The sequence below is a fragment of the Amphritea sp. genome, from assembly GCF_048266285.1.
Lineage (GTDB): Bacteria > Pseudomonadota > Gammaproteobacteria > Pseudomonadales > Balneatricaceae > Amphritea.
Genome location: NZ_JBLWZV010000012.1, coordinates 72,302 through 94,107 on the forward strand (window position 1 = coordinate 72,302; position 21,806 = coordinate 94,107).

Here is a 21,806-nt window from a genome sequence, read left to right on the forward strand (position 1 = left end):
GATGTAGGTATTAGGTGTTAAGCAGTCGATATAGATGCTGGTGTTTCAAATATAAAGGGTGATAAAGATGAGTATGCAAAATTTAGATATACGTGATTTTCGACGGGCGCTATCGCAATTCCCCACCGGGGTAACCGTTATAACAACCCGTGATGAACAGGGTGAGCCGGTCGGTGTAACCGCCAGCAGTTTTAATTCTGTGTCGATCGACCCCCCTTTGATTTTGTGGAGCATCGATAAAGGGGCGCATAGCTTAGCCACCTTTGAAAATACTGAATTCTTTGCCGTTAATGTACTCAGCCGAGATCAAGTTGAGACCTCTAACCGTTTTGCCAGTCGGGGCGAAGATAAATTTAAAGATGTTGAGTATACCCAAGGGGTAGGGGACAGCCCGTTGCTGAGTGATTATTCGGCCCAGTTTGAATGTAAAACCTGGGCTGTTTATGAAGGTGGTGATCATCTGATTTTAGTCGGTGAAGTTATCGATTACCGCTACCGGGATAGTAATTTACCCTTGGTGTTTACCCGGGGCAGCTATTCGGTATCGAGCCAGCATCCCTCAACCGTGACCTATGAAAAACCGGATCAATCCGGTGCCTTTATCTCCGACTATCTGTTGTATATGTTGCGTGAATCCTATAACCGTTTCAGTGCGGATCTATATCCTTTATTACAAGCCAAAGGCGATGTTAACCCGGAAGAGTGGCGTATTCTGGCGATGGTGCGTGATAGAGGAGCAATTACCCTCGAGGCGCTTGCGCCGATCGTAATGCAGCCCGAGGTTGCGCTACTACAAACCATTGACTGGATGGTCGATAAAGGGCTGGTGCAACTACAAGACAATACGCTGGCTTTATTACCCGAGGGGCGGCGGCGGGCCGATGAACTACTGGCACTGGCTAAGCAACATGAAGCGCAGGTGCTTATGGGGCTATCTGAAGAGCAATCCTTACAGCTAAAAAATGGCTTGAAAGTCATTATGGCCAGCCACGCTTAACACTCACCGAGTGTATTCAGTTATAAATAGTGAGGCAGGGGCGAGCTAAGACGCCCCCTGTTTTCAGCCTAGGATGCTGCATGAAAGCGCTTAAACAAGGGGTGTCGGTCGAGTTTATTGGTCTGATGGCGTTGCTGATGTGCATGGTTGCGCTATCGATCGATGCGGTTTTACCGGCCCTCGACCCGATGGCCGCCGATTTAGATGTCGGTGAATCGAATAATATTCAGTTAGTTGTTTCGACTATCTTTGCGGGCATGGCGGTTGGACAGTTGATTTATGGTTTTCTGGCCGATGCTAAAGGACGGAAAACATCAATCTACTTAGGTCTTGGGATCTTCTTGTGCGGAACCTTGGTTGCGCTCTGGGCCGATAGCTTAGAAATGATGTTAGTGGGGCGCTTTCTACAAGGTCTGGGAGCGGCGGGCCCAAGAACGATCACCTTGGCCATTATTCGAGATCAATATAAAGGCGATGAGATGGCGCACGTGCTGTCCCTTGTGATGACGGTGTTTATTTTATCGCCGGTGGTTGCGCCCTTAATTGGACAGGGAGTGCTTTGGCTGTTCGGGTGGCGGGAAATCTTTATCTTTCTGTTGGCGCTGGCGGTGATAGCTGGGCTGTGGTTTTGGTTAAGACAGCCAGAGACATTAGCCGAGCATGACCGAGTGCCGTTTTCGATTAGTGAGACGGTTAAAAGTTTTAAGTCAATCTTGCAAGCACGGGCGGCGGTGTATTACGTGCTGGCGTTGGGGTTTATTTTTGGTGCCTTTATTGGTTTTATCAATTCCGTTCAGCCGGTGATGCAGGGTGTTTATCAGATGGGTGATATGTTCCCAGCGCTATTCGCGACACTCACGGTCAGTTTTGCGGGGGCTTCCTATTTGAATTCACGTCTAGTGATGCGTTGGGGAGCACCGCGGTTAGCGTTGACGGCGGCGCTATCGGTGGCGGGATTGTCGTGCATCATGCTGCTACTCTCTTGGCGATTACAGGGCGTTCCACCGTTATGGTTGTTGATGACCTATCTCTGGAGCATACTGTTTTTTGTTGGTTTGCAGTTTGGTAATTTAAATGCCATGGCGATGGAACCTTTTGGCCGAATTGCCGGTGTTGCCTCTGCGGTTATTGGTAATCTTTCGACTCTGTTGGCGGTTGTTTTTGGCACGATAGTTGGTCAGCTTTTCAATGATACGGTGCTGCCATTAGTCTCAGGCTTTTTACTGTTGGGTTGTGGAGCAGCCTTTTTCATTCATAAGGCAAACTCAATGCAATTAGCCTCTGCATCACACTGTTCACAGAGTAGTTTCTGACGTTTCCATCCCCACCATTGGGCGGTGAAACCGGTTTCGTTACCTCGTACATATTTATTTAACTGGATGCACCGCGCCCATGAACACTCGGTTTTAGCGGTTAGTTGTTCCGGCCTGTTTTTAAACACAGGCCCATTCGTTCAGTCATTACGTTGTTGTGTCACTGATGTTGTCGATATAGAAAAGCGCCCTGAGGGGGCCTCTGGCGCTTTTCGTTTGTCTGATCTCATGTTTGCTTTGTGCTGAAAACGAACACTCTAGCCCGATTTTTGCCTGCCATCCTCTACAGCACGCTGATTTAGCCATTACTATCGAAGACGCTTTTTAGAGAAGGGCTCTTTCGCTTAACAGTACAAAAGCCAGGTAGCTTGCTGGTTTTCTCCGTTTGTTTTATTTCGTTACATTTCTGCACAACATTACACATTTTTCAGGAAACTGGTTTACACGCCACGGTTAGTCTGGTCTCAGTGCTTAATGTATCTGTTTGACCGGCCGAGGTTTCCCCTATCTCGCAGCCGGCTAATCGGTAGCAATCTTGGGTTATTCAGTGATTGCAGCACTCCAATATTATAAAAAATCGCGGCTTCGCGGAGGATCACATCGATGAAAAAATTTACCAGCCATAAGCTTTCAGGCTACATGCTGACTGCAGCAGTGGCGGCAGTCACGGCGGCTATGGCCGTGCCAGCACAGGCTTATAACCTCTATGCCGAAGATGGCGCCGAACTGAATCTGGATATTGAAGCGGTACTTGGTACCTTCAGCAGTGATGAAAACTACTTTGGTAAAGCGGGTAACGGCTCTACTTGGCAGGAAGGCTATTTGAAGGCCGGGTTCAGCGGTAGTAAAGCGATCTCCGAAGCCGCGACCGTCTATGGCGGCATTAATTTTGTGTCGTCCGGTACTTGGGGCGACGGTGATGCCGGCGGTAATACCGATGGTAGTGAACGTCGGACAGCCCTCGAAGATGCGTATATCGGCTTTCGTACCGATACCCTAGACCTTTCATTTGGTCGTCAAAACTTTTCCATCGGTGATGGGTTTTTGATTAATGGCGATGCACTGAATTTTGGTGAAGGTGTGTTCCCCGATTCTAACCGTGGTGGTGCTTACTGGCTGGCTGCCCGTAAGGCATTCGACCAGACAGCGATTGCCCGTATTGGCGGAGATGATGGCCTGCGGGGGGATCTGTTCTATCTACATTCTGATAACACCGGACAGGCCGAAATGGAGCTAGCCGGGGCCAATATTGAGTATATTACTGAGTTAGGTACCTTTGGTGGTACTTATATCAAAGGTCTGGACGCGGTGAATAATACCGCCCGTGATGGCCAAAAAACCATGAGTGTGCGTTATCAGGGTAACGCCGGTGTTGAGAACCTGTTCCTGTCGGCTGAATATGCTGATCAGAGCCAAGGTGATAACTCCGATGATGCCAATGCTTGGTATGCTGAGGCGGGTTGGACCTTTGCTGATGTCGCATGGTCACCTCAAGTGACCTACCGTTATACCAAATATGATGAAGGTTTTGATTCACTGTTTTATGGTTTCAACCGTGGCTACGGCACTTGGTTCCAAGGTGAAGTCGCCGCTAACTATGCTGGACCATTCGGTTCATCTGCGACGATTCAGCATGTCGCTCTGAAAGCCTCTCCAACCGAGATGTTATCGATCGGTGCACTGTATTTTGATTTCAGTGATTCATCGACCTTTGGTGCTAACTCGGAAGGCCAAGAAGTGGATCTTTACGCGGAGTGGGTGGTTAACGAGCACCTGATTATTAGCCCGTTAATTGGTGTTTATTCACCGGATAATAGCAACCAAACTCAGAATACTCAGTCGGATAACTTTTACGCACAGGTTATTGCGATCGTACCGTTCTGATTGCACAGCATAATTATAAATGAGCCGTTGCCCTCGGTTAGGGCAACGGCATTTCGGTAACAAAGGAATATGAGAATGAAACACTACTCGTTAATTATTAATGGTCAGAAAGTGGCCGGCGCTGCTGGCCAATTTGAGGTTTTAAATCCCGCCACGGAAGATGTGGTTGCACACTGCCCTGAAGCGAGTTTGGCACAGCTCGACGATGCGATTGCTGCAGCACAGGCCTGTTTTGAGACTTGGCAGTATTCCAGCACTGAAGAACGCAAGGCGTTGTTACATAGCATTGCTGATCGAATTGAAGCGAATGCCGATGAGTTGGCACGTATTGTTGTTGAAGAGCAGGGTAAACCGCTGTTTTTGGCACAGATGGAAGTGGGCGGAGCCGTTGCTTGGACTCGGGCTACCGCTGAGTTAGAGATGCCGGTTGAAGTGCTCGAAGATGGCGAGGCTAAACGGGTTGAAGTGCACCGTAAGCCATTGGGCGTTGTGGGTTCGATCACGCCTTGGAACTGGCCGCTGATGATTGCTGTTTGGCATATTATGCCAGCGATCCGTTCGGGTAATACGGTGGTATCTAAACCGTCCGGTTTGACGCCGTTCAACACGATTCGTCTGGTTGAGATTATCAATGAAGTCGCACCGGCAGGGCTGGTGAATGTTGTTACCGGTGAATCCGGTATTGGTAGTGGTATGTCTGGTCATCCAGGGATTAGCAAAATCGTCTTTACGGGATCGACCCCGACCGGTCAAAATATTATGCGTGGCGCCGCTGGAAACCTTAAGCGTCTGACGCTGGAACTGGGCGGTAACGATGCGGGTATTGTGTTGCCCGATGCTGATCCGTCGGCGATTGCGGAAGCGGTTTTCCAGACCTCATTCCTTAATATGGGGCAGACCTGTGCGGCGCTAAAACGTCTCTATGTACATGATTCTATCTACGAAGAGATGTGCGAGAAGCTGGCCGATGAAGCAGCGAAGCAAACCGTAGGTAATGGTTTGGACGAGGGCGTTACTTTTGGCCCTATTCAAAACCGTAAGCAGTTTAGCTTAGTGAATGATTTGGTCGAAGATGCACGGGCTAATGGCGCGCGGATTCTGTGTGGTGGTGCACCGATCGAAGGTGCTGGTTACTTCTATCCACCGACCATTGTTGCTGATGTAACCGATGGTTGTCGTTTGGTGGATGAAGAGCAGTTTGGCCCGGTCTTACCGGTGATCCGTTATAGCGATGTTGATGATGCGATTAAGCGAGCCAACGCCTCTGATGAGGGCTTAGGGGGGTCGGTATGGTCTTCGGATACGGCCAAAGCAGCGCTGGTTGCAGCCCGACTTGAGTGTGGCACCGCGTGGGTCAATGGTCATTCCGAGTTGCTGCCTTATGCTCCCTTTGGTGGCTGTAAGATGTCTGGCTTTGGTGTTGAATTTGGCCAAGAAGGTCTGCTGGAATATACCTCAATTCAGGTGCTTAATATCAATAAATAGGGGCTGATTTATGCCTCTCATCATGGCTGTCACTCGATAGATGACAGCCATGTGAGCCTGTATTCCTGCAGGCTTGTCTTTTCTACCCTGCCGGAGGGTTATCCGGTGATCTCCTTTTGTTTTACCGTTTTGCCCCTCATTGAGGGGCTTTTTTCGTTTAATGGCCGAGGGCTAGCGAGTCTTAGCGGTTAAGGTTTAGCGCCGTGTTGTTGATTAAATTCCCGCAGCTTTGTCAGACTGATTAGTAACAGGTCACGCAGTGCATCATAGGTGTTTGGCGTTGGGGTCTCGCGGTCTTCTTCTAAGGCTTTACACTGGCTGGCTAAAGCCAGCAGACCAAAATTGGCGGCGGCACCGCTAAGTTGGTGGGCGATCGAGCGAAGTTGTGTCAGATTGTTTTGTTGCTGAGCGTGTTCTAATTCGCTGATCAGCTGTTCACATTGGGATTCAAGCTGGCCGATCAGACGTGCGAATTTTTCCATTCCCAGCATATCGGCGTGCTGTTGCACCAGTGAGGGGTTTAGGTAGTGACTGTTACTGGTGGGTTGTGCGTTATTCGCAGGCGTATCCATGGTAGTGATTGACTTACCTAATTTTGATTGTTGTTTACCAATCAGTTGCTGTAGTTCGGTGAATTGGATCGGTTTGCCGATCACCGCATCGATACCGGCGGAATAGTAGTTATTGATCTCTGCTTCGGTGATGCTGGCAGTGAGAGCGATCACCCGGATATGGGCTTTGGCTGACTGAGCATGCTGGCGCAACCGGCGGGTGGTTTCCATACCGTCCATATCGGGCAGGTGGATATCCATTAATACCAGATCATAGTCATGCTGATCATGCAGTTGCAGCGCTTGATAGCCGTTGGCGGCAATATCCACCGAGTGCCCGTCACTTTCCAGTAAACCGGTCGCCACCTGTTGATTAATTTCAGTATCTTCAACCAGTAGAATACGCAGCGGTTGACCTTTGATTTGCTTGGCGGGCTGGGCAGGGTTTTGTGTCGCTTCAGTGGGCCGCTGGTAGGGTAGGCTAAACCAGAAGCGGCTGCCTTTACCGGCTTCACTATCAAAGCCGATCTCTCCCTGTTGCAGCTCGACTATTTTTTTACTGATCGCCAGCCCGAGTCCAGTGCCCCCATAACGGCGAGTAATCGAGGAATCGGCTTGGGAAAAGTGCTGGAAAATTCGATGGTGGGATTCTTTGGGAATGCCAATGCCGCTGTCTTCTATGGTGACATGGAGTCCGATAGTGTCACCGCTGGTTTCACAGCACACGGTGATGGCCACATAGCCTTGCTGGGTAAACTTAATCGCATTGGCGCAGAGGTTCATCAGCACCTGGCCTAAGCTGCGCCGATCACCGATCACCACCTCGGGCAATGGGTCGTTAATCGTGAGTTGTAATTGTAGCTGCTTATTGTGCGCCATCGGCCGAAGAATCAGTTCGAGTTCTTCCAACACCTGCTGGATTGAAAAAGGGGTTAGATCGAGTTCGGTCTGCCCGGCTTCAACCTTGGTGAAATCGAGCACATCATTAAGAATGGAAAGCAGGGTTTGTCCCGACTGGTAGATAGCCTGTACATGTTTACGTTGCTCCGGTTGCAGTTGCTGGGTTTCCAACAGCTGCGCCATACCTAGAATACCATTCATCGGGGTTCTGATTTCATGGCTGATGGTGGCCAAGAATTCTGATTTAGCCTGACTGGACGCTTCTGAGCGCTGTAGGTTTAGTTGGGCCTGCTCTTTGGCTTTGCGCTCGGTGATATTGGTAAGCGAGCCTTCGTAATAGAGTGCATTACCGCGATTATCCAATTCACGTCGGGCCGAGATCGATAGATTGACGCTGGAGCCATCCCGGCGCAACCATTCGGTTTCAAAATCGGTGACACGGTTGTTCTGAGCCAGCTGTTGTAGAAAACTGTGCAAATCATGGCTGTTAGCAAAACACTGGCTGGCAATATCGGTAATCGCGTTAAGAAACTCTGCCGGAGAGGAATAGCCAAGTAACTCGGCCAACGCTGGGTTGGCGGAGATAAAGTGTCCTTGAGGGCTGGCTCTAAAAATCGCCTCGACGGTGTTTTCAAACAGTGAACGGTATTCCTGTTCTGAATGTTTTAGGCTGGAGTAGAGCTTGGCATTTTCGATGGAGATCGCTGCCTGCGCCGAGAGGATTTGCAGCGTTTCTAAACGAGACGGGTCAAAGACATTGCGACTCTCATTGTTTTCGAGATATAGCACCGCGGTCAGTTCGCCATGATATAAAATAGGTTTGCACAGCAGTGAACGTGGTTTATGTTTGCGGATATAACTGTCCTGCATAAACATTTCATGGCTGTGGGCATTACTCAATACCACGGTTTCTTTGGTACGGGCCGCATAGTGAATAATGCTGGTGGGTAAGCGGTTGCTATCCTCCAAGGCTAGGCCGTTAAAGAAGTGGGGCGTCCGGTCGGATTCGGCTTCCGCTTCGATATACAGATGTTCTTTGTCTTTAAGGATCAGAATGGCGCGCTGAGCACCGGCGCTTTCTAACGCCAAGGTCATCAATCGACCGAGCAATTTTTCCAGTTCGATCTCATCGGAAATCGCCTGAGAAGAACGGATCACCGAGATAATATCCAGATGTTGGTTGGAAATATTAGCGGAGTCATCAACGCTAATGACGGTCTTGTTATTGTGGTTACTGGTGATGTTCCGGTCACCAAACATCTCGGGGTATTGTTGCTGTAATTGCTGCAGTTTAGGCTTGACCTGCAACTTCAGATAATCGTTCCACGCCTCATTTAAATAGGTGCTAGCAATATTATCCTTACCCCATTCGAGATAGCAGCGGCCAGCCACTTCCCGGGCCAATGCGGCAATCAAATGAAAGTGGTTACTCTGCGCTTCACGGATAGCCGCATCGTAAAAGTCCATCGCCTGACTATAGCGGTGGCAGACGCGGTGATATTCGGCCTGCAGTAGATCGGCGAAATACTGATGGTTCTCCGGGCCGTGATAGGCCCAGCGTTTAGCCCGGCGGATAATGCGTCGTACCGTTTTTAACTTTTGTCGCTGCTGCAACACGCTGAACTCATCGAGCTGTGCCAGTAGCGATAGGGCGGTCAGATACTCTAAACAGGCCGAGGTATAGGTGCCGACAATATGGGGTAGGTAGGGCATACCGGTCTGACAATGTTGTAGTGCCTGAGGGTAGTCTTCGATGATATAGCAGAACAGCGCCGCATAATAATGGTAGGTGGCGATGGCGGTGCGGTGATCTTCACGATGGTTTTGATCGAGCATCTCTTGGGTGAAGAAGCGGCCGAAAAAGCCATTGGGATTGGCATTTCGCCCCAGTAGATTATCGATGGCCTGCAATGCTTGTAACGAGTATTGGATCGAGGGTTTCTGGCCGTATTGTTGCAACGAACGGGTATAACTCTCGATGGTTGGTTGAATCTCGGCGAAGTTATCCGCTTGGGTGAAGGCATATTGAATCCAGGCGGCGAGGCAATAACTACCCCATTCCACATCACCGCAGTTAATGGCCTGTTGATGCCCCTCTAACAGGGAGTCGATAGAGTTTTTCAATGGCTCTTTCCAATGCCGTACATAGGAGTCAAACAGGGAGGTGGTGCGGTGATGTAACAGACGATCGGGTTGTCGCTGATCGAGTTCCATTGCCACACAGCCCAAGCGATAACCCTGTTCAATGGCGGAATACTTACCACAGAGGGTGCCGGCATAACCGGCAAAGGCCATCGCCGAATGGGCGGTTATGCCCCGCGTTAGGGTTAATTCGACCTCTTTGGCCATTACCAGTGGTCGCAGTGCCGAACTGGAGAATTTTACCGCGCCAAACATACTTGCCAGAATCGACAGGGCCGCCAAATCATGGGGATCTTGCATCGGTGGAGCGCTGAGTATCTGTTCGGCTGTGCGCCGATGTAACAGCCACTGGGTACGCAGAATGCCTTTCCAAATATGCACTCGGCCGGGATTCTGCGGCAAAACGACCCCGAGCATCGGCAGTACTTGTAAGGCTTCATTCATCGCCTGATCAAATTTGTTGCGGGCGATATAGGATTGAATTCTGATCTCATAGACTTTGACACGGTCGAGGACATTATTGCCGTTGGCAATGACCTGATCGATCAGAGTGTCCATCTGCTCATACCGCGAGCGAATATAAGCGGCTTCAGCGCCACTTTTATAGAGTGTTAAGGTCAGTTCGTAGTGTTGCTGCCAACAATCCTCAGGCAGCAGTTCGATACCGGTTTCAAAATAATCTTGAGCGGCATCAAAGGCGGCGGAATCGAGTGCTTGTATACCGGATTGGCAGTTGAGTGATGCCAGCTCGGTGAGTTCGGCAGTCGATTCTATGAGTGAGCGAGCACTGTTGAGGTGGTTGGTGATTTCAAATATTGGGGCGCTGCTTTGGCCGGCGAAACGTTGCTGTAATAACCGACCAATCTGTAGGTGGAGCTGTTGTCGCAGCGCTTCAGGGATCAGGGAGTAAGCGGCCTGTTGAATTCGGTCATGGACAAACCGGTAGCGGTGTCGCTCAAAGGTGAGTCCCGAAAGGCTTGGGTAGTTGATATTCAGAGGAATCAATAGCCCTTCACGCACCGCGTTAAAAAGCCCTTCAGTCAGCTGCGGAATGGTTAACTCGAGGACCGTTGAAAGGGTGTTAAGGTCGAAGGGGCTACCGATACAGGCGGCCATCTGCAGGGCGTTCTGGCTATTTTTAGGCAGTTTCTGAATCTTACTGACCATCAAATCGATAACGTTGTCGCTCATCTCCCGCGACTGAATTTTCTGCTCATCCCACTGCCAGCGGTTTTCATGGAAACTGATTAAACCGTCATCGTGAAGCGAGTAGAGAAACTGAATCAGGAAAAAAGGGTTACCCTGGGTTTTTTCGAGACAGATCTGTGCTAGCGCGGTACAGCGTTGCGGTTCGGTTCTCAAGGTGTCGGCGATGAGGCGGATAATTTGCGCTTTATTCAGCGGCTCAAGCAATATTTCACTGAGGTGGCAGCCGCCTTTTTTGATACGCCCGATGGCCAGTGTTAACGGATGGGTCGGGCCGACTTCTTGGTCGCGATAGCTACCGACCAGTAATAAATTGGGAATATCGCCGTTTTCGCATAGCGAGGTAATTAGGTTAAAGGATGCTAGATCGCCCCAATGGAGATCATCAAGAAACAGTAACAGTGGCTGCTCTTCGGTGGCGAACACCTGCAGCAGTGCTTTGACCAGACGGGAAAAACGGTTTTGTTCTTCCAAGACCGAGACTCGATTTTCGCTCGGTTGCTTGCCGATTACCAGTTCCAGTTCGGGCAGCAGTCGCACCAGTGCACCAGCATGTTGGCCCAGTGATTTAAGAATGGCTTCCCGGTATAACGAGATCTCTTGTTCGCTCTCGGTCAGCAGTTGCCGGATGAGCGCTTGTAACGCGATAAAAATACCAGAATAGGGGCGTGTTCGACGAAATTGGTCGAATTTGCCACTAATAAAGCGTCCGTTTTGCTCATGAATATAATGCCGTAATTCATGTACCAGACTCGATTTACCGACCCCCGCATAACCGGTGATAAGGATCAATTCTTGGCGCCGCATCATCATCTGATCAAAACTGTTACGCAGCTTTTGGATGGTCGCGGCGCGGCCATAGAGTCGCTGGGGCACCGAAAAGTGTTCAGAAATATCTTGGCTGGCCAAGTTAAATAGCGGGATCGATGCTAACTGATGCCAGAGGTCGAGACATTTTTTCAGGTCTTGCGATAGAGCAAAACTGGATTGGTAGCGCTCTGAGGCATCTTTGGCCATCAGTTTTAGCACGATACGACTCAGCATCTCTGGTACTGCTGGATTGACTTTGTGTGGTGCTTTCGGGTGCTTGGCAATATGGCTGTGAATAAGCTTTAGGCGTTCGTCACTGCGAAAGGGTGGGCGGCCACAAAAGGCTTCATATAGGGTGACGCCGAGACTGTAGAAATCGCTGCGATAATCGATATGACGGTTGATACGGCCGGTTTGTTCTGGGGCGATATAACGAAGATCATCAATCGAGATCTGTTGTGAGTTCCAACTAGCCTGTTCGCGGGTGAGGCGGGTGGCTAGCGAAAAGTCGATCAACTGAGCCGTGCCGCTGTCGGCTAACCAGAGAATATTATCCGGTGATAGTTTCTTGTGAATCACCCGTTCACTGTGAAGTCTGCCCAGTAGCTCGCTGATGGCAATGGCCATCGGCAGTATCTCATGCCAATGGGCCTCTTTTTGCTGCAATGTTTGTCGTAGGGAGAGACCGCCTCGGTCGGGGAATACCAATATCGGGCGAGTGTTCACGCTGGCGAACATTAGCGGTGCGACGATGCCATCAATATTTAAGGCGCTGAGTAACTCATCTTCATGTTCGAAACGGTGTAACTCTTCCGGGGTGTTGGTGCTGTTATTCAGCTGTTTGATGATGACGAGGCGTTGATCGCTCTCTCTGATGGCCCGTCTGATGGTGCAGTGTTTACCCCGATGGATGATGCTCAGTAGTTTAAACCCAGGCAAGACCCCCATGGGTTATTTTACCTCACCGGCAAACATGTAACCGGCTCCGTGGGCGGTCAAAATAAAGTGAGGGTCGAGAGGGTTGTCGTTGAGTTTACGCCGTAAGCGACCCACTAAAACATCGATCGAGCGGTCATTGGGGGTCCATTCGCGGTCATGGATCGCATCCATTAGCTGGTCTCGGCTGAGCACCTGTCCACGGCTGCTGATCAGTGCATGAAAGAGTTTAAACTCACCCTCTGGCAGCCGCTCCGAACCATCGGGGCCTTCTAATAAGCGGCGGCTGCAGTCGAGGGTCCAGCCTTCAAACTGGATTAGATGACGACTGTTGTTTTTTTCAGGGGTTGCCTGATCGGTCACCCGCCAGAGCAGGTTTTTGGCCCGCACCAGTAGCTCGCGAGGGTTAAAGGGTTTGGTAACATAATCATCGGCCCCGAGCTCGAGGCCAACAATACGGTCGATCTCATCGCCTTTGCTGGTGACCAGAATAATGCCCACTTTGGAATGCGCCCGCAGTTCCCGGGTGAGGGATAAGCCATCTTTACCCGGCAGGTTAATATCGAGCAGCACGAGGTTGATGGTTTCATCCAATACCCGCTGTACTAGGCTTTCGCCATGATCTGTCTCACTGACCCGGTAGCCTTCGCTTTCGAAATAGCTGACCAGCAGCGCACGGGAGGCAAAGTCATCTTCAACAATCAGAATGTGTGGCTGTTCAATGGATAGATTCATGGTCTGCAACTATTATCATTTTGTGGTTACTCGTCACCATCGAGTCTACCAAGCACTTCGCTGTCGGAACAGTGATTCATGCGAAACTCGGGTGTAGATCGTTTTCAGGGTAACTAATTGTAACGTAATAAGTTTATTTGTTATTAATCGGTAATCGTTACATCTTGTTACATTAACGGACAACTTAACACAAATCCCCGGAAATTCATTTACACCTGACCGTTAGTTTGGGTGAAGCTGGTGAGCAGCGATCTAATAATGAAAGATGAGGGCCTGCGCCGGTATTTAATTGACAATACCGGTGCTGCAAAATAATTCTTACAGGAGTGATTGGCCTTGAATAATAATAAATCCAAGTATGCACTACTCAATGCGAGTGCACTGGCGCTGGTGGGGACGATGCTAACCCCTGGGGCGAGTTGGGCTATGGGTGGGGATGAGATCATTAAGGCTAAGTGCCTTCTTTGTCATACTCAGACCGATAATCCTGACAAACCTTATTCTAGAATCAGTGAACAACGCAAAACGCCGGAAGGCTGGCAGATGACGCTGCAACGTATGGAGCATCTTAATGGCTTACATATAACCAGCGAAGAAAAACAGACACTGATTAAGTATCTGTCTGATACTCAAGGCTTGGCGCCGTCCGAAACCGCTAAGCATCGCTATGCGTTAGAACAACAGCCAAATGTTGTTGAAGACGTTGATCCAGCGTATGTCGAAATGTGTGCCCGGTGTCATTCAAACGCCCGCTTTGGTCTGCAGCGCCGGACTGAAGGCGAGTGGAAAGAGTTGGTAACCACCCATATGGCGGTGCATCCAACCCTAGAACTACACGCATTGTCGCGAGATCGTCGTTGGTACGATATTGCGCTGAATGAAACGGCCCCTAAGCTGGCGATGGATTATGCCTTCAATGATGCAGCTTGGGCTAAGTGGGAAAACGCAGCCAAGCCTGTGCTTAATGGTAGCTGGTCTGTTTCTGGCTTCATGCCAGAAAAAGGTGATTACAGTGCTGTGCTGACGGCCGCTCAAACCTCAAAAGATAACTATTCCGTCACCATGGTCGGGCATTATGCTGATGGCTCTGAACTGCGCGGTACGGGTAGTGCTAAAGTCTTTTCTGGTTTTGAATGGCGTGCTGGTTTGACCCTTGATGGTGTTCGTGTACGTCAAGTCATGGCCGCCTCTGAAGATGGCTCTACGCTGACTGGACGGATGTATCAAAGCGCCCATGACGAAATCGGTGGCGAACTGAAAGCCGTCAATGGAACGGGTATCGTTGCTTTGTCTCCTGCGGCGATTAAGCAAGGCCAGCAAACTCAAATCACCATTAAAGGTGGTTACCTCAACGGTGCGGTGAAACTAGGCAACGGTGTTCAGGTGATTAAAGTCCTGTCACGTGATGCGGATCGTGTCGTGGTGTTAGCGAAAGCGTCGGGTTCTGCCGCTGTGGGTATGCGCGATGTTTCCGTTGGTTCGACCAAGGCGAAAGCGCAGCTAGCGGTGTACGATAAAGTGGCGGCGGTGCAGGTTTCTCCTATGCATGGCTTGGCACGTATCGGTGGCAATGGCGGCAAAATTCCTAAGATTAAATCAACTTTCCGCGCCATCGCTTTTGCCGCAGGTGCTGACGGTAAACCAGGCACCGAGGATGATTTAAACCTCGGTTATATGCCTGCTAACTGGTCGCTTAAACCTCAAAACGAAGTGGCGGCTGAAGATAAAGATCTTGAGTATGCTGGCACCATCGATAGCAAAGGTATCTTCACACCGGGCGATACGGGTCTTAACCCTAAACGTCGCATGTCTGCCAATAACGTCGGCATGCTGACGGTGGTAGCGACGGTTAAAGAGGGTGGTAAAGCGGTTGAAGGCGAAGCGGATCTGTTGGTGGCTGTGCCGAGTTATATCAAACGCGCCATTCAGTAAGACTGGCACCGATAACAATTGTTAATGACCGCTGTTACCAATAACAAGAAGAGAAATTGAATATGGGATCTTTAACTCTGGTAAAACCCAATCTACACCTCGTAGATGTGGAGGAACGACGGATGTTGTTCCATGTGCCAACCAGCAGTCTGTTTGAGCTGGATGATCTGGGCCGTGAGCTTATTGAACTGTTTACCTCAGAGGGGGAGGTGTCTGCTCCTCAAATTCGTGAACGGTTTGATGGTCGGTTCAGTGCCGGTGATGTGGTTGATACTCTGGATGAGTTAAAGACACTGAAAATTGTGGTTGAAAAGGGTGCCCGGGAGCAGATCAATATTGATCCGAAACCGGTGGACCAGTTTCCATTGACAACCATTGTTTTGAACACCAATACCGGTTGTAACCTCAGCTGTACTTACTGTTATAAAGAAGATCTGACCACCCCATCTGAGGGTGACAAGATGAGCTTTGAAACAGCGGTTCAGTCGATCGAGATGATGCTGAAAGAGTCTCCGGATCAGCGTCAGTACAACGTGGTGTTCTTCGGTGGCGAACCGCTCACCAATATGCCGTTAATACGTAATGTCGTGGCTTATTGTGAAGAGTTGTTTTCGACCCGTGAAGCAGAGGTGAGTTTCACCATGACCACCAACGCCACCATGCTGAACGAAAAGCTGGTGGACTGGTTTAACGAGCACCGTTTTGGCTTAACCATCTCGATGGATGGGCCGAAGGCGATGCACGATAAAAACCGGATCAGTGTCGGTGGCCAAGGCACTTACGATGTCGTTAAACGTAAGGCGCAAATGGTGTTAGCACGCTACAACGCCCGCCCTGTTGGCTGTCGGGTGACGTTGACGCGAGGCATCACCGATGTAGAAGCTATATTCGATCACCTGTATCACGATCTCGGCTTTGCCGAAGTGGGCTTTGGCCCTGTGACTTCAGGCGATATTTCCTCATTCAACCTCACCGGTGAAGAGATGGTTGAGGTGTTTGCGGGTATGAAGCGGTTAGGCCAAAAGTATCTGGATGCAGCTCTTGAGGGCAAAAATCTAGGCTACGGCAATATGCATATGCTGATGACCGATATTCACGAGGGCAATAAGAAACAGCTGCCCTGTGGTGCGGGTGTTGGCTTGCTCGCGGTTGATACCAAAGGCGGTATTAACCTCTGTCACCGGTTTACCGGCTCAGATCAGCCCCTGTTCGGCGATGTGAGTGAAGGTTTGGATAAACCGGCATTAGCTGAATTTGTTGAAACCCGATTAGACCGTACTGATACCGGCTGTGAAACCTGCCGAATCCGCAATATCTGTTCTGGCGGTTGTTATCACGAGAGTTATGCCAAATACGGTGATGCGACCGTACCCTCTTATCACTATTGCGACCTACTGCGTGACTGGGTCGACTTCGGTGTTAGAGCGTACACCCACATCATGCTAGAAAATCCGGGCTTTTTTGATGCCCATGTGACTCCGCGACGAGGAGCTTGAAAATGAAACATCTTAAGTCGTTTAATAAAAAAGCAAGAATGATCGACAAGGCAACATCGACCGGTGATGTCGAAGAAGTCGTTGCTATGCAAACCATCGTGGGCTGTACGTCCACTAACGATCCAGGCTGGGAAGTCGATGCGTTCGGTGGTTTGGGTTCACTGTGTCAACCGATGGAATCTGATCTATATGGTTGTGCTGATGCCTGCTGGTGGCCTGCTCAGGTGCCTGACACCATGAGTAACTATCCTGATTGGTCTCAGGATGTGGCGAAGGCGGATGAAGACTGGCGCAAGCTGGACGGCATTTTCCCTGAAGAGCAGAAGTGAAGGAGGCACAGATGAAATTTACCCATACAATAAAAGCCGCTGCCTTGGTTGGTATCGCCGGTACTGTTGCCCTGATGTCTGGTTGTGCGATGAGCCCGTCGGCGGATCTCAACGGTATGAAAGGCGGTGGCCATGAATATCTGTTGACGGTGACCCGTCCGAATCAGTTGCATGTGATCGATACTGAAACCAATAAAATTGTGCGCAGCTGTGATGTGCCAGGCACCTTTGGTCAGGGGACGGTTGAACCGTCTCCGGATGGCCGTATCGCCTATGTCGGCACCAATAAATGGGAAGATGTGGTTGGCTTTGATATTACCAACTGCGATATCGTCTTCTCGGCGAAGCAATCTTATGACAACGTTACCGTTAAAAGCTTTGTGTCACTGGCGGTTAGCCGAGATGGTAAAGAGCTGTACACGGTGCAAAACCCAACCCGTAAGTTGAATGATCGCTATGAAGTGATGGAACCTCAACTGGCGGTATATGACACCAGTGCTGGGCTTAATGCTAAGCCGATCAGAACTTTCCCGGTCGATCGTCAGATAACCAAGATCATGGCAATGGATACCGGTGAAGTCATTCTCGGTGGTAATGATGTGCAGGCGATTAATCCGCAAAACGGTGATATTCGTGTACTGACGTTGTTACAAAACTGGAAGCGGGGCGATAGCTGGACACAGCCTGACGCGTTTGCCATGCACACCTTAGGGGAGCAAGCAGATGAGTTTATCCTGCCGTACTTCACCATTAAGTGGAACGGTGATCCGGGTGATATGGAGAAAGCTGAGTTCTGGTGGGGTATGAGCCGGGTAGATCTTAAAACCGGTGAGGTTGAACAGGGCGAAATATTGCCGTTTGAGTTTATCGTGTTCAACTTTATTACCGATCCGACCGATAGTAATATACTCTACGGAGCGTTTAATACGCTGTCCAAACATGACATTAGCGAGAAAAAGACCCTCGCAGTGCATAATATGGAACATACCTATTACGACCTAAATATGACGCAAAACCGGACCATCTATGTGGGTGGTACTTCGAGTGATATCTCGATCCACGATCCTGATACATTAGAGAAAATTGGTTCAATCAAATTACCGGGTGATCAGTCTACCTCAGCCATGCGGATCGCATTTTTGAAGTAAGCTGACGATTGTTGTTCTGTTAAGTAAAAGGCTGTCCGGTGACAGCCTTTTTTGTATTTAAAGCGAATAATAAAAAGAGTCAACATGATCAGATGGTTAAGTGCAGCAATTGATGGGCAGGATCGAGAGCGGTTAGAAGAGGCGTTTCGTTGGCTCTATACCTTTGTTCGACCGCAATCAAAAGCGATAATTGGCTTAATGCTGCTGTCGGTGTGTTCCTCCGCGTTAGTGTTGCTGCAACCCTGGCTAACCAAGTTGCTGATTGATGAGGGCTTGCTGGCGAAAGATTACGGCATGTTAGTCACCATGGCGGTAACGATGATTTTCGTCGGTATCTTCAGCACCGGCTTGTCGGGTATTAGCCGCTATCTACACACCCGTTTATCGGGTCGAATTCTGTTTGCCCTGCGCGAACATCTGTATGAGCATTTACAAACCCTGTCGCCGCAGTTTTATGGTGGCCGACGGATCGGCGATATTCTCTCCCGTCTCGATGGCGATGTGTCTCAGATTCAGCGCTTTGCCGTTGATAGTATGTTCTCGGCATTAAGCAGTGTGTTGGGTTTGGCTGGCGCGTTCGCACTCTTGATAACGCTTTCATGGAAGCTCTCGTTATTAGTGTTGGTGCTGATTCCTTTAGAAGTGCTTTGGCTGCGCTGGATGCGCCGTAAAGTTGAGCGCCAAGCGCGGATTATTCGCGAACGTTCGGCCGACCTTAGCTCTTTTTTAGTGGAAACCCTGCCTGCAATGAAGTTTATTCAGGCGGTATCCCAAGAAAAACGGGAATCCAGTAAACTGCATAACCTGAGTAATCACTATCTTACCGATCTGCTTAAACTACAGGTCACCGAATTTTTCACTCAAGCGGTGCCCGGCACCCTGACCTCACTGACCCGCGCCACAGCATTTCTGATCGGCGGTTATTGGGTGATTGAAGGGCAGTGGCAATTGGGCTCTTTAATCGCGTTTTCGACCTATTTGGGGATGGCCACCGGCCCGGTGCAAAGCTTATTGGGGCTGTATGTGGCGATTCAGCGGATGTCGGTCAGCCTCGATCGGGTCATGGACTTGCGTCGGGCAGAGCCGGATATCGCTGCACCTGAGAACCCCACCACACTGGCCGATGATATGCGCGGTGAAATTCAGTTTGATCGGGTGTGCTTCCGCTATCAAGATCGCGCAACGATTCTCGATCATGCCAGTGTTGTGCTGCCTGCTGGCGGCAGTATCGCCTTGATTGGCCCCTCCGGGGTGGGTAAATCCACCGTGATTGATCTGCTGATGCGCTATTACGATCCGCAGCAGGGGCGTATTTTGATCGATGGTATTAATTTGAAGCAATTGGCGCCAATGGAACTGCGTAAGCGGGTGGCGTTGGTGAGCCAAGATATCACTATCTTTCGCGGCACTTTGATGGAAAATATCCGTTATGCCGCGCCAGAGGCGACCGATGCCGAGGTGTTAGCCGCCACGGAACAGGCCCAACTGTCGGCGTTAATTGAGTCCCTGCCGTTGGGCTTAGAAACCCCGTTGGGTGAACGTGGTAGTCAGCTGTCTGGTGGCCAGAAACAGCGGGTGGCGATCGCTCGGGCGATTTTGCAGCAGCCGGTGATTTTGATTTTGGATGAGGCGACCTCGGCGGTGGATGAGGCCACCGAAACCGAAGTGATTGCCAATGTTAACCGGGTGTTTGCCGGTAAAACCCGGATCCTGATCAGCCATCGGGCCTCGACGCTCAGTGGGGTTGATCTGCGGATTGAATTAAAAGATGGCCAGCTGGTGGCAGAAAACTCAGTGTCGGAGGTTGAGTAACATGGGATTAACAACATCCAACCCGGTGATAATCGGTATTGTTGATAGCGGTTGTGGTTTTGCCAGATCGGCAAAGACCGGCGTCGAGCGGGTGATTGCCGCGCAGGGGTTTAAATATGATGAGGGTGTTGTCTTAACATCGGCCGGTGATGATCAACTTGGGCATGGTTCTGCGCTGTTAGAGGTGATGGCAACCCAAGCACCGGCAGCAGACTTTGCTATTGCCCAGATCTTCCACGAGCGTTTAAGCACAACACCGGCACAAGTGGCCGCCGCCATCGATTGGTTGGTGGAACAGAAGGTTGATCTTATCAATCTGAGTCTAGGGCTACGTAATGACCGAGAGGTGTTACGCCGTGCCTGTGAAAAAGCGATTGCTGCTGGGGTGATCATCTGTGCCTCGTCGCCTGCTAAAGGGGACCCTGTTTACCCTTCGGCTTATCCCGGTGTGTTTCGTATGACCGGTGATGCCCGTTGTGAAAACGCTACTCAGTTATCCTGTTTGAAAACCCAATATGCGGATTTTGGTGGTTATGTAAAAGCCGCCAACGGGGTGATCGGTGCCAGTGCCGGCTGTGCTCAGTTGACCGGTCATATTGGCCGCTATTTGAGCGAAGGTGGAAAGGCTCAGCAGGCGGCGGTCGATCACTGGCTGGAAAGTCAGGCCGGTTACTTTGGCGTCGAAGTGCGCTTCCCCGCGGTGGAAGGTGCCCGCAATGGAGGGAGTGAATAATGACGAGAGACCAACAGAGCATGGCAAAGATTGTCGTGCTTGGGGGCGGCCCTGCTGGAGGAGCCACCGCATTAGGGTTAAAAAAACTGGGTTATCAAGTCACCGTCATCACTCAGCCGCGACCTTTTAAAGCGGTTGAGGGGATCTCAGAACGCGTGTTGGAAGGTTTACGTAATGCGGGCTTTCAACAGGCTCTCGCCAATTTACCAGCGGCGTCTCCACGGATGGCTAGTTGGAACGGTGAAACCAATAGCGCCAATACCGAAAGATTGGTTAATCGTAGTGAGTTAGACCGAGGGATCGGGTTGGACTTGCAGGCCGCGGGCGTTACGGTTATTGATGGCCGTGTGGACAGGGTTAACCCGAACGATGACGGTTATGCTATTTCGGTTAAGGCTGATGGGGATGTTGCTGTCGCACAGCTGATCACCACTGATTTTCTGGTGGAAGCGCGGGGTCGGAGTGCGCCCGGTGCCGGTCTTGAACGCTTACGCGGCAGTGAAACGGTGTCATTGTTGCAATATTGGCAGGGGGCTCCTTGTCAACCACAGTCCGCCGCTGAGAGCTTTCAGGATGGCTGGGCTTGGATGGCGGCTTGGTCTGATGGCACACGCTATCTGCAGCTGACCTTTGATGTGGCTAGTGCTAATCTGCCGGATAAATCCCAGTTAATTGATCACTGCAATCGCATCTTACGGACGCTATCGAGTGCCGAGCCCTTTTTAGATAGTGCCGAGCCAAGCGGGATTATCCATGCCCGCACCAGCACACCGATACTTTGCCGGGAAGCGGTGGGGGGGAACTGGATCAGGGTAGGGGATGCCGCAATGGCTGTCGATCCACTCTCGGGTAACGGTATTTTTCAGGCGCTATCCAGTGCCTTGCAAGCCCCAGCAGTAATTAACACGCTGCTGCAACAACCAGAGAATGCTCCGTTGGCAAAGCAGTTTTACCAGCAACGGGTCGACCATCTGTTTTACCGTTTTGCCCGTATTGGCCGAGATTTTTATGCCTCTGAAGCGCGTTGGGATAATCCATTCTGGGTCACTCGACGAAACTGGCCCGATAGCGAACCGTTACATCAGGAAACCGATCCCGCGTCCTTAAAGGTTGAGACGTTACCCGTAGTCAGTAACGGCTTAATTACCGCTCAAGAAGTGGTCACGACCAATGATCAACCTCTCGGTATTTGGCATTTGAATGGCTTAGCGATGGCGCCAGTGGTGCGGGCTTTGCAACAGCGCGCGGCGGATGAGAGTCCTCAGGACTGTCTGCAACAAACATTAGGGCTGGCACCGTCCACCGCAGAAGGTTTGACCCGCTGGCTGTATCAGAATAGTTGGCTAGCATCCGTGCGGTAGAGTAAGCCGAGCTTAAAACTCGTTATTCTAGGCTGT

At 50.4% G+C, this 21,806-nt stretch carries 13 protein-coding genes; 11 read left to right on the forward strand and 2 right to left on the reverse strand.

Annotated elements, in window-relative coordinates; translation table 11 throughout:
* Positions 1-67 precede the first annotated feature (67 nt).
* The 4 genes from ACN0T0_RS13525 to ACN0T0_RS13540 all read left to right on the forward strand — a co-directional run bounded on the left by ACN0T0_RS13525 (position 68) and on the right by ACN0T0_RS13540 (position 5,679).
* On the forward strand, positions 68-997 hold the full coding sequence (locus ACN0T0_RS13525; protein WP_417226923.1) for a flavin reductase: 930 nt from the start codon (positions 68-70) through the stop codon (positions 995-997).
* 80 nt (positions 998-1,077) lie between these two features.
* Positions 1,078-2,310, forward strand: a complete 1,233-nt coding sequence (locus tag ACN0T0_RS13530) for a multidrug effflux MFS transporter (RefSeq protein WP_417226925.1) — start codon at positions 1,078-1,080, stop codon at positions 2,308-2,310.
* 603 nt (positions 2,311-2,913) lie between these two features.
* Positions 2,914-4,194, forward strand: a complete 1,281-nt coding sequence (locus ACN0T0_RS13535; protein ID WP_417226927.1) for an alginate export family protein — start codon at positions 2,914-2,916, stop codon at positions 4,192-4,194.
* Positions 4,195-4,269: 75 nt separating this feature from the next.
* Positions 4,270-5,679: an aldehyde dehydrogenase family protein gene (locus tag ACN0T0_RS13540; RefSeq protein ID WP_417226929.1), complete on the forward strand. Its 1,410-nt coding sequence runs from the start codon at positions 4,270-4,272 to the stop codon at positions 5,677-5,679.
* A gap of 188 nt (positions 5,680-5,867) precedes the next feature.
* Here the strand turns inward: ACN0T0_RS13540 and ACN0T0_RS13545 are convergent, their stop codons facing one another.
* Together ACN0T0_RS13545 and ACN0T0_RS13550 are read right to left on the reverse strand one after the other, a co-directional pair.
* Complete coding sequence (locus ACN0T0_RS13545) at positions 5,868-12,236, reverse strand: AAA family ATPase (protein WP_417226931.1); 6,369 nt, start codon at positions 12,234-12,236, stop codon at positions 5,868-5,870.
* A 3-nt stretch (positions 12,237-12,239) separates the two neighbouring features.
* A complete protein-coding gene (locus tag ACN0T0_RS13550; protein WP_417226933.1) occupies positions 12,240-12,959 on the reverse strand; it encodes a response regulator in 720 nt (239 codons plus the stop codon).
* Between the two features lie 336 nt (positions 12,960-13,295).
* Here ACN0T0_RS13550 and peaA point away from each other — a divergent pair, with 336 nt between their 5' ends.
* The 7 genes from peaA (at position 13,296) to ACN0T0_RS13585 (ending at position 21,770) form a co-directional block, all read left to right on the forward strand.
* Positions 13,296-14,891, forward strand: coding sequence for a quinohemoprotein amine dehydrogenase subunit alpha (gene peaA, locus ACN0T0_RS13555; RefSeq protein ID WP_417226935.1), 1,596 nt, complete (start codon positions 13,296-13,298; stop codon positions 14,889-14,891).
* 62 nt (positions 14,892-14,953) lie between these two features.
* Positions 14,954-16,387, forward strand: coding sequence for a quinohemoprotein amine dehydrogenase maturation protein (gene peaB, locus ACN0T0_RS13560; RefSeq protein ID WP_126159489.1), 1,434 nt, complete (start codon positions 14,954-14,956; stop codon positions 16,385-16,387).
* Positions 16,388-16,389: 2 nt separating this feature from the next.
* Positions 16,390-16,716, forward strand: a complete 327-nt coding sequence (gene qhpC, locus ACN0T0_RS13565) for a quinohemoprotein amine dehydrogenase subunit gamma (RefSeq protein ID WP_126159490.1) — start codon at positions 16,390-16,392, stop codon at positions 16,714-16,716.
* 11 nt (positions 16,717-16,727) lie between these two features.
* The gene (peaD, locus tag ACN0T0_RS13570) at positions 16,728-17,864 is read left to right on the forward strand and encodes a quinohemoprotein amine dehydrogenase subunit beta (RefSeq protein ID WP_320134604.1); all 1,137 of its coding nucleotides are present in this window, start codon (positions 16,728-16,730) and stop codon (positions 17,862-17,864) included.
* 84 nt (positions 17,865-17,948) lie between these two features.
* Positions 17,949-19,676: an ABC transporter ATP-binding protein gene (locus ACN0T0_RS13575; protein WP_417226938.1), complete on the forward strand. Its 1,728-nt coding sequence runs from the start codon at positions 17,949-17,951 to the stop codon at positions 19,674-19,676.
* A 1-nt stretch (position 19,677) separates the two neighbouring features.
* Positions 19,678-20,409: a S8 family serine peptidase gene (locus tag ACN0T0_RS13580; protein ID WP_417226940.1), complete on the forward strand. Its 732-nt coding sequence runs from the start codon at positions 19,678-19,680 to the stop codon at positions 20,407-20,409.
* Positions 20,409-21,770 carry an NAD(P)/FAD-dependent oxidoreductase gene (locus tag ACN0T0_RS13585; protein WP_417226942.1) on the forward strand — a complete coding sequence of 454 codons (1,362 nt, stop codon included), beginning with the start codon at positions 20,409-20,411 and terminating at the stop codon, positions 21,768-21,770. Before ACN0T0_RS13580 ends, ACN0T0_RS13585 begins: the two co-directional genes overlap by 1 nt.
* The last annotated feature ends 36 nt before the right edge of the window (positions 21,771-21,806 follow it).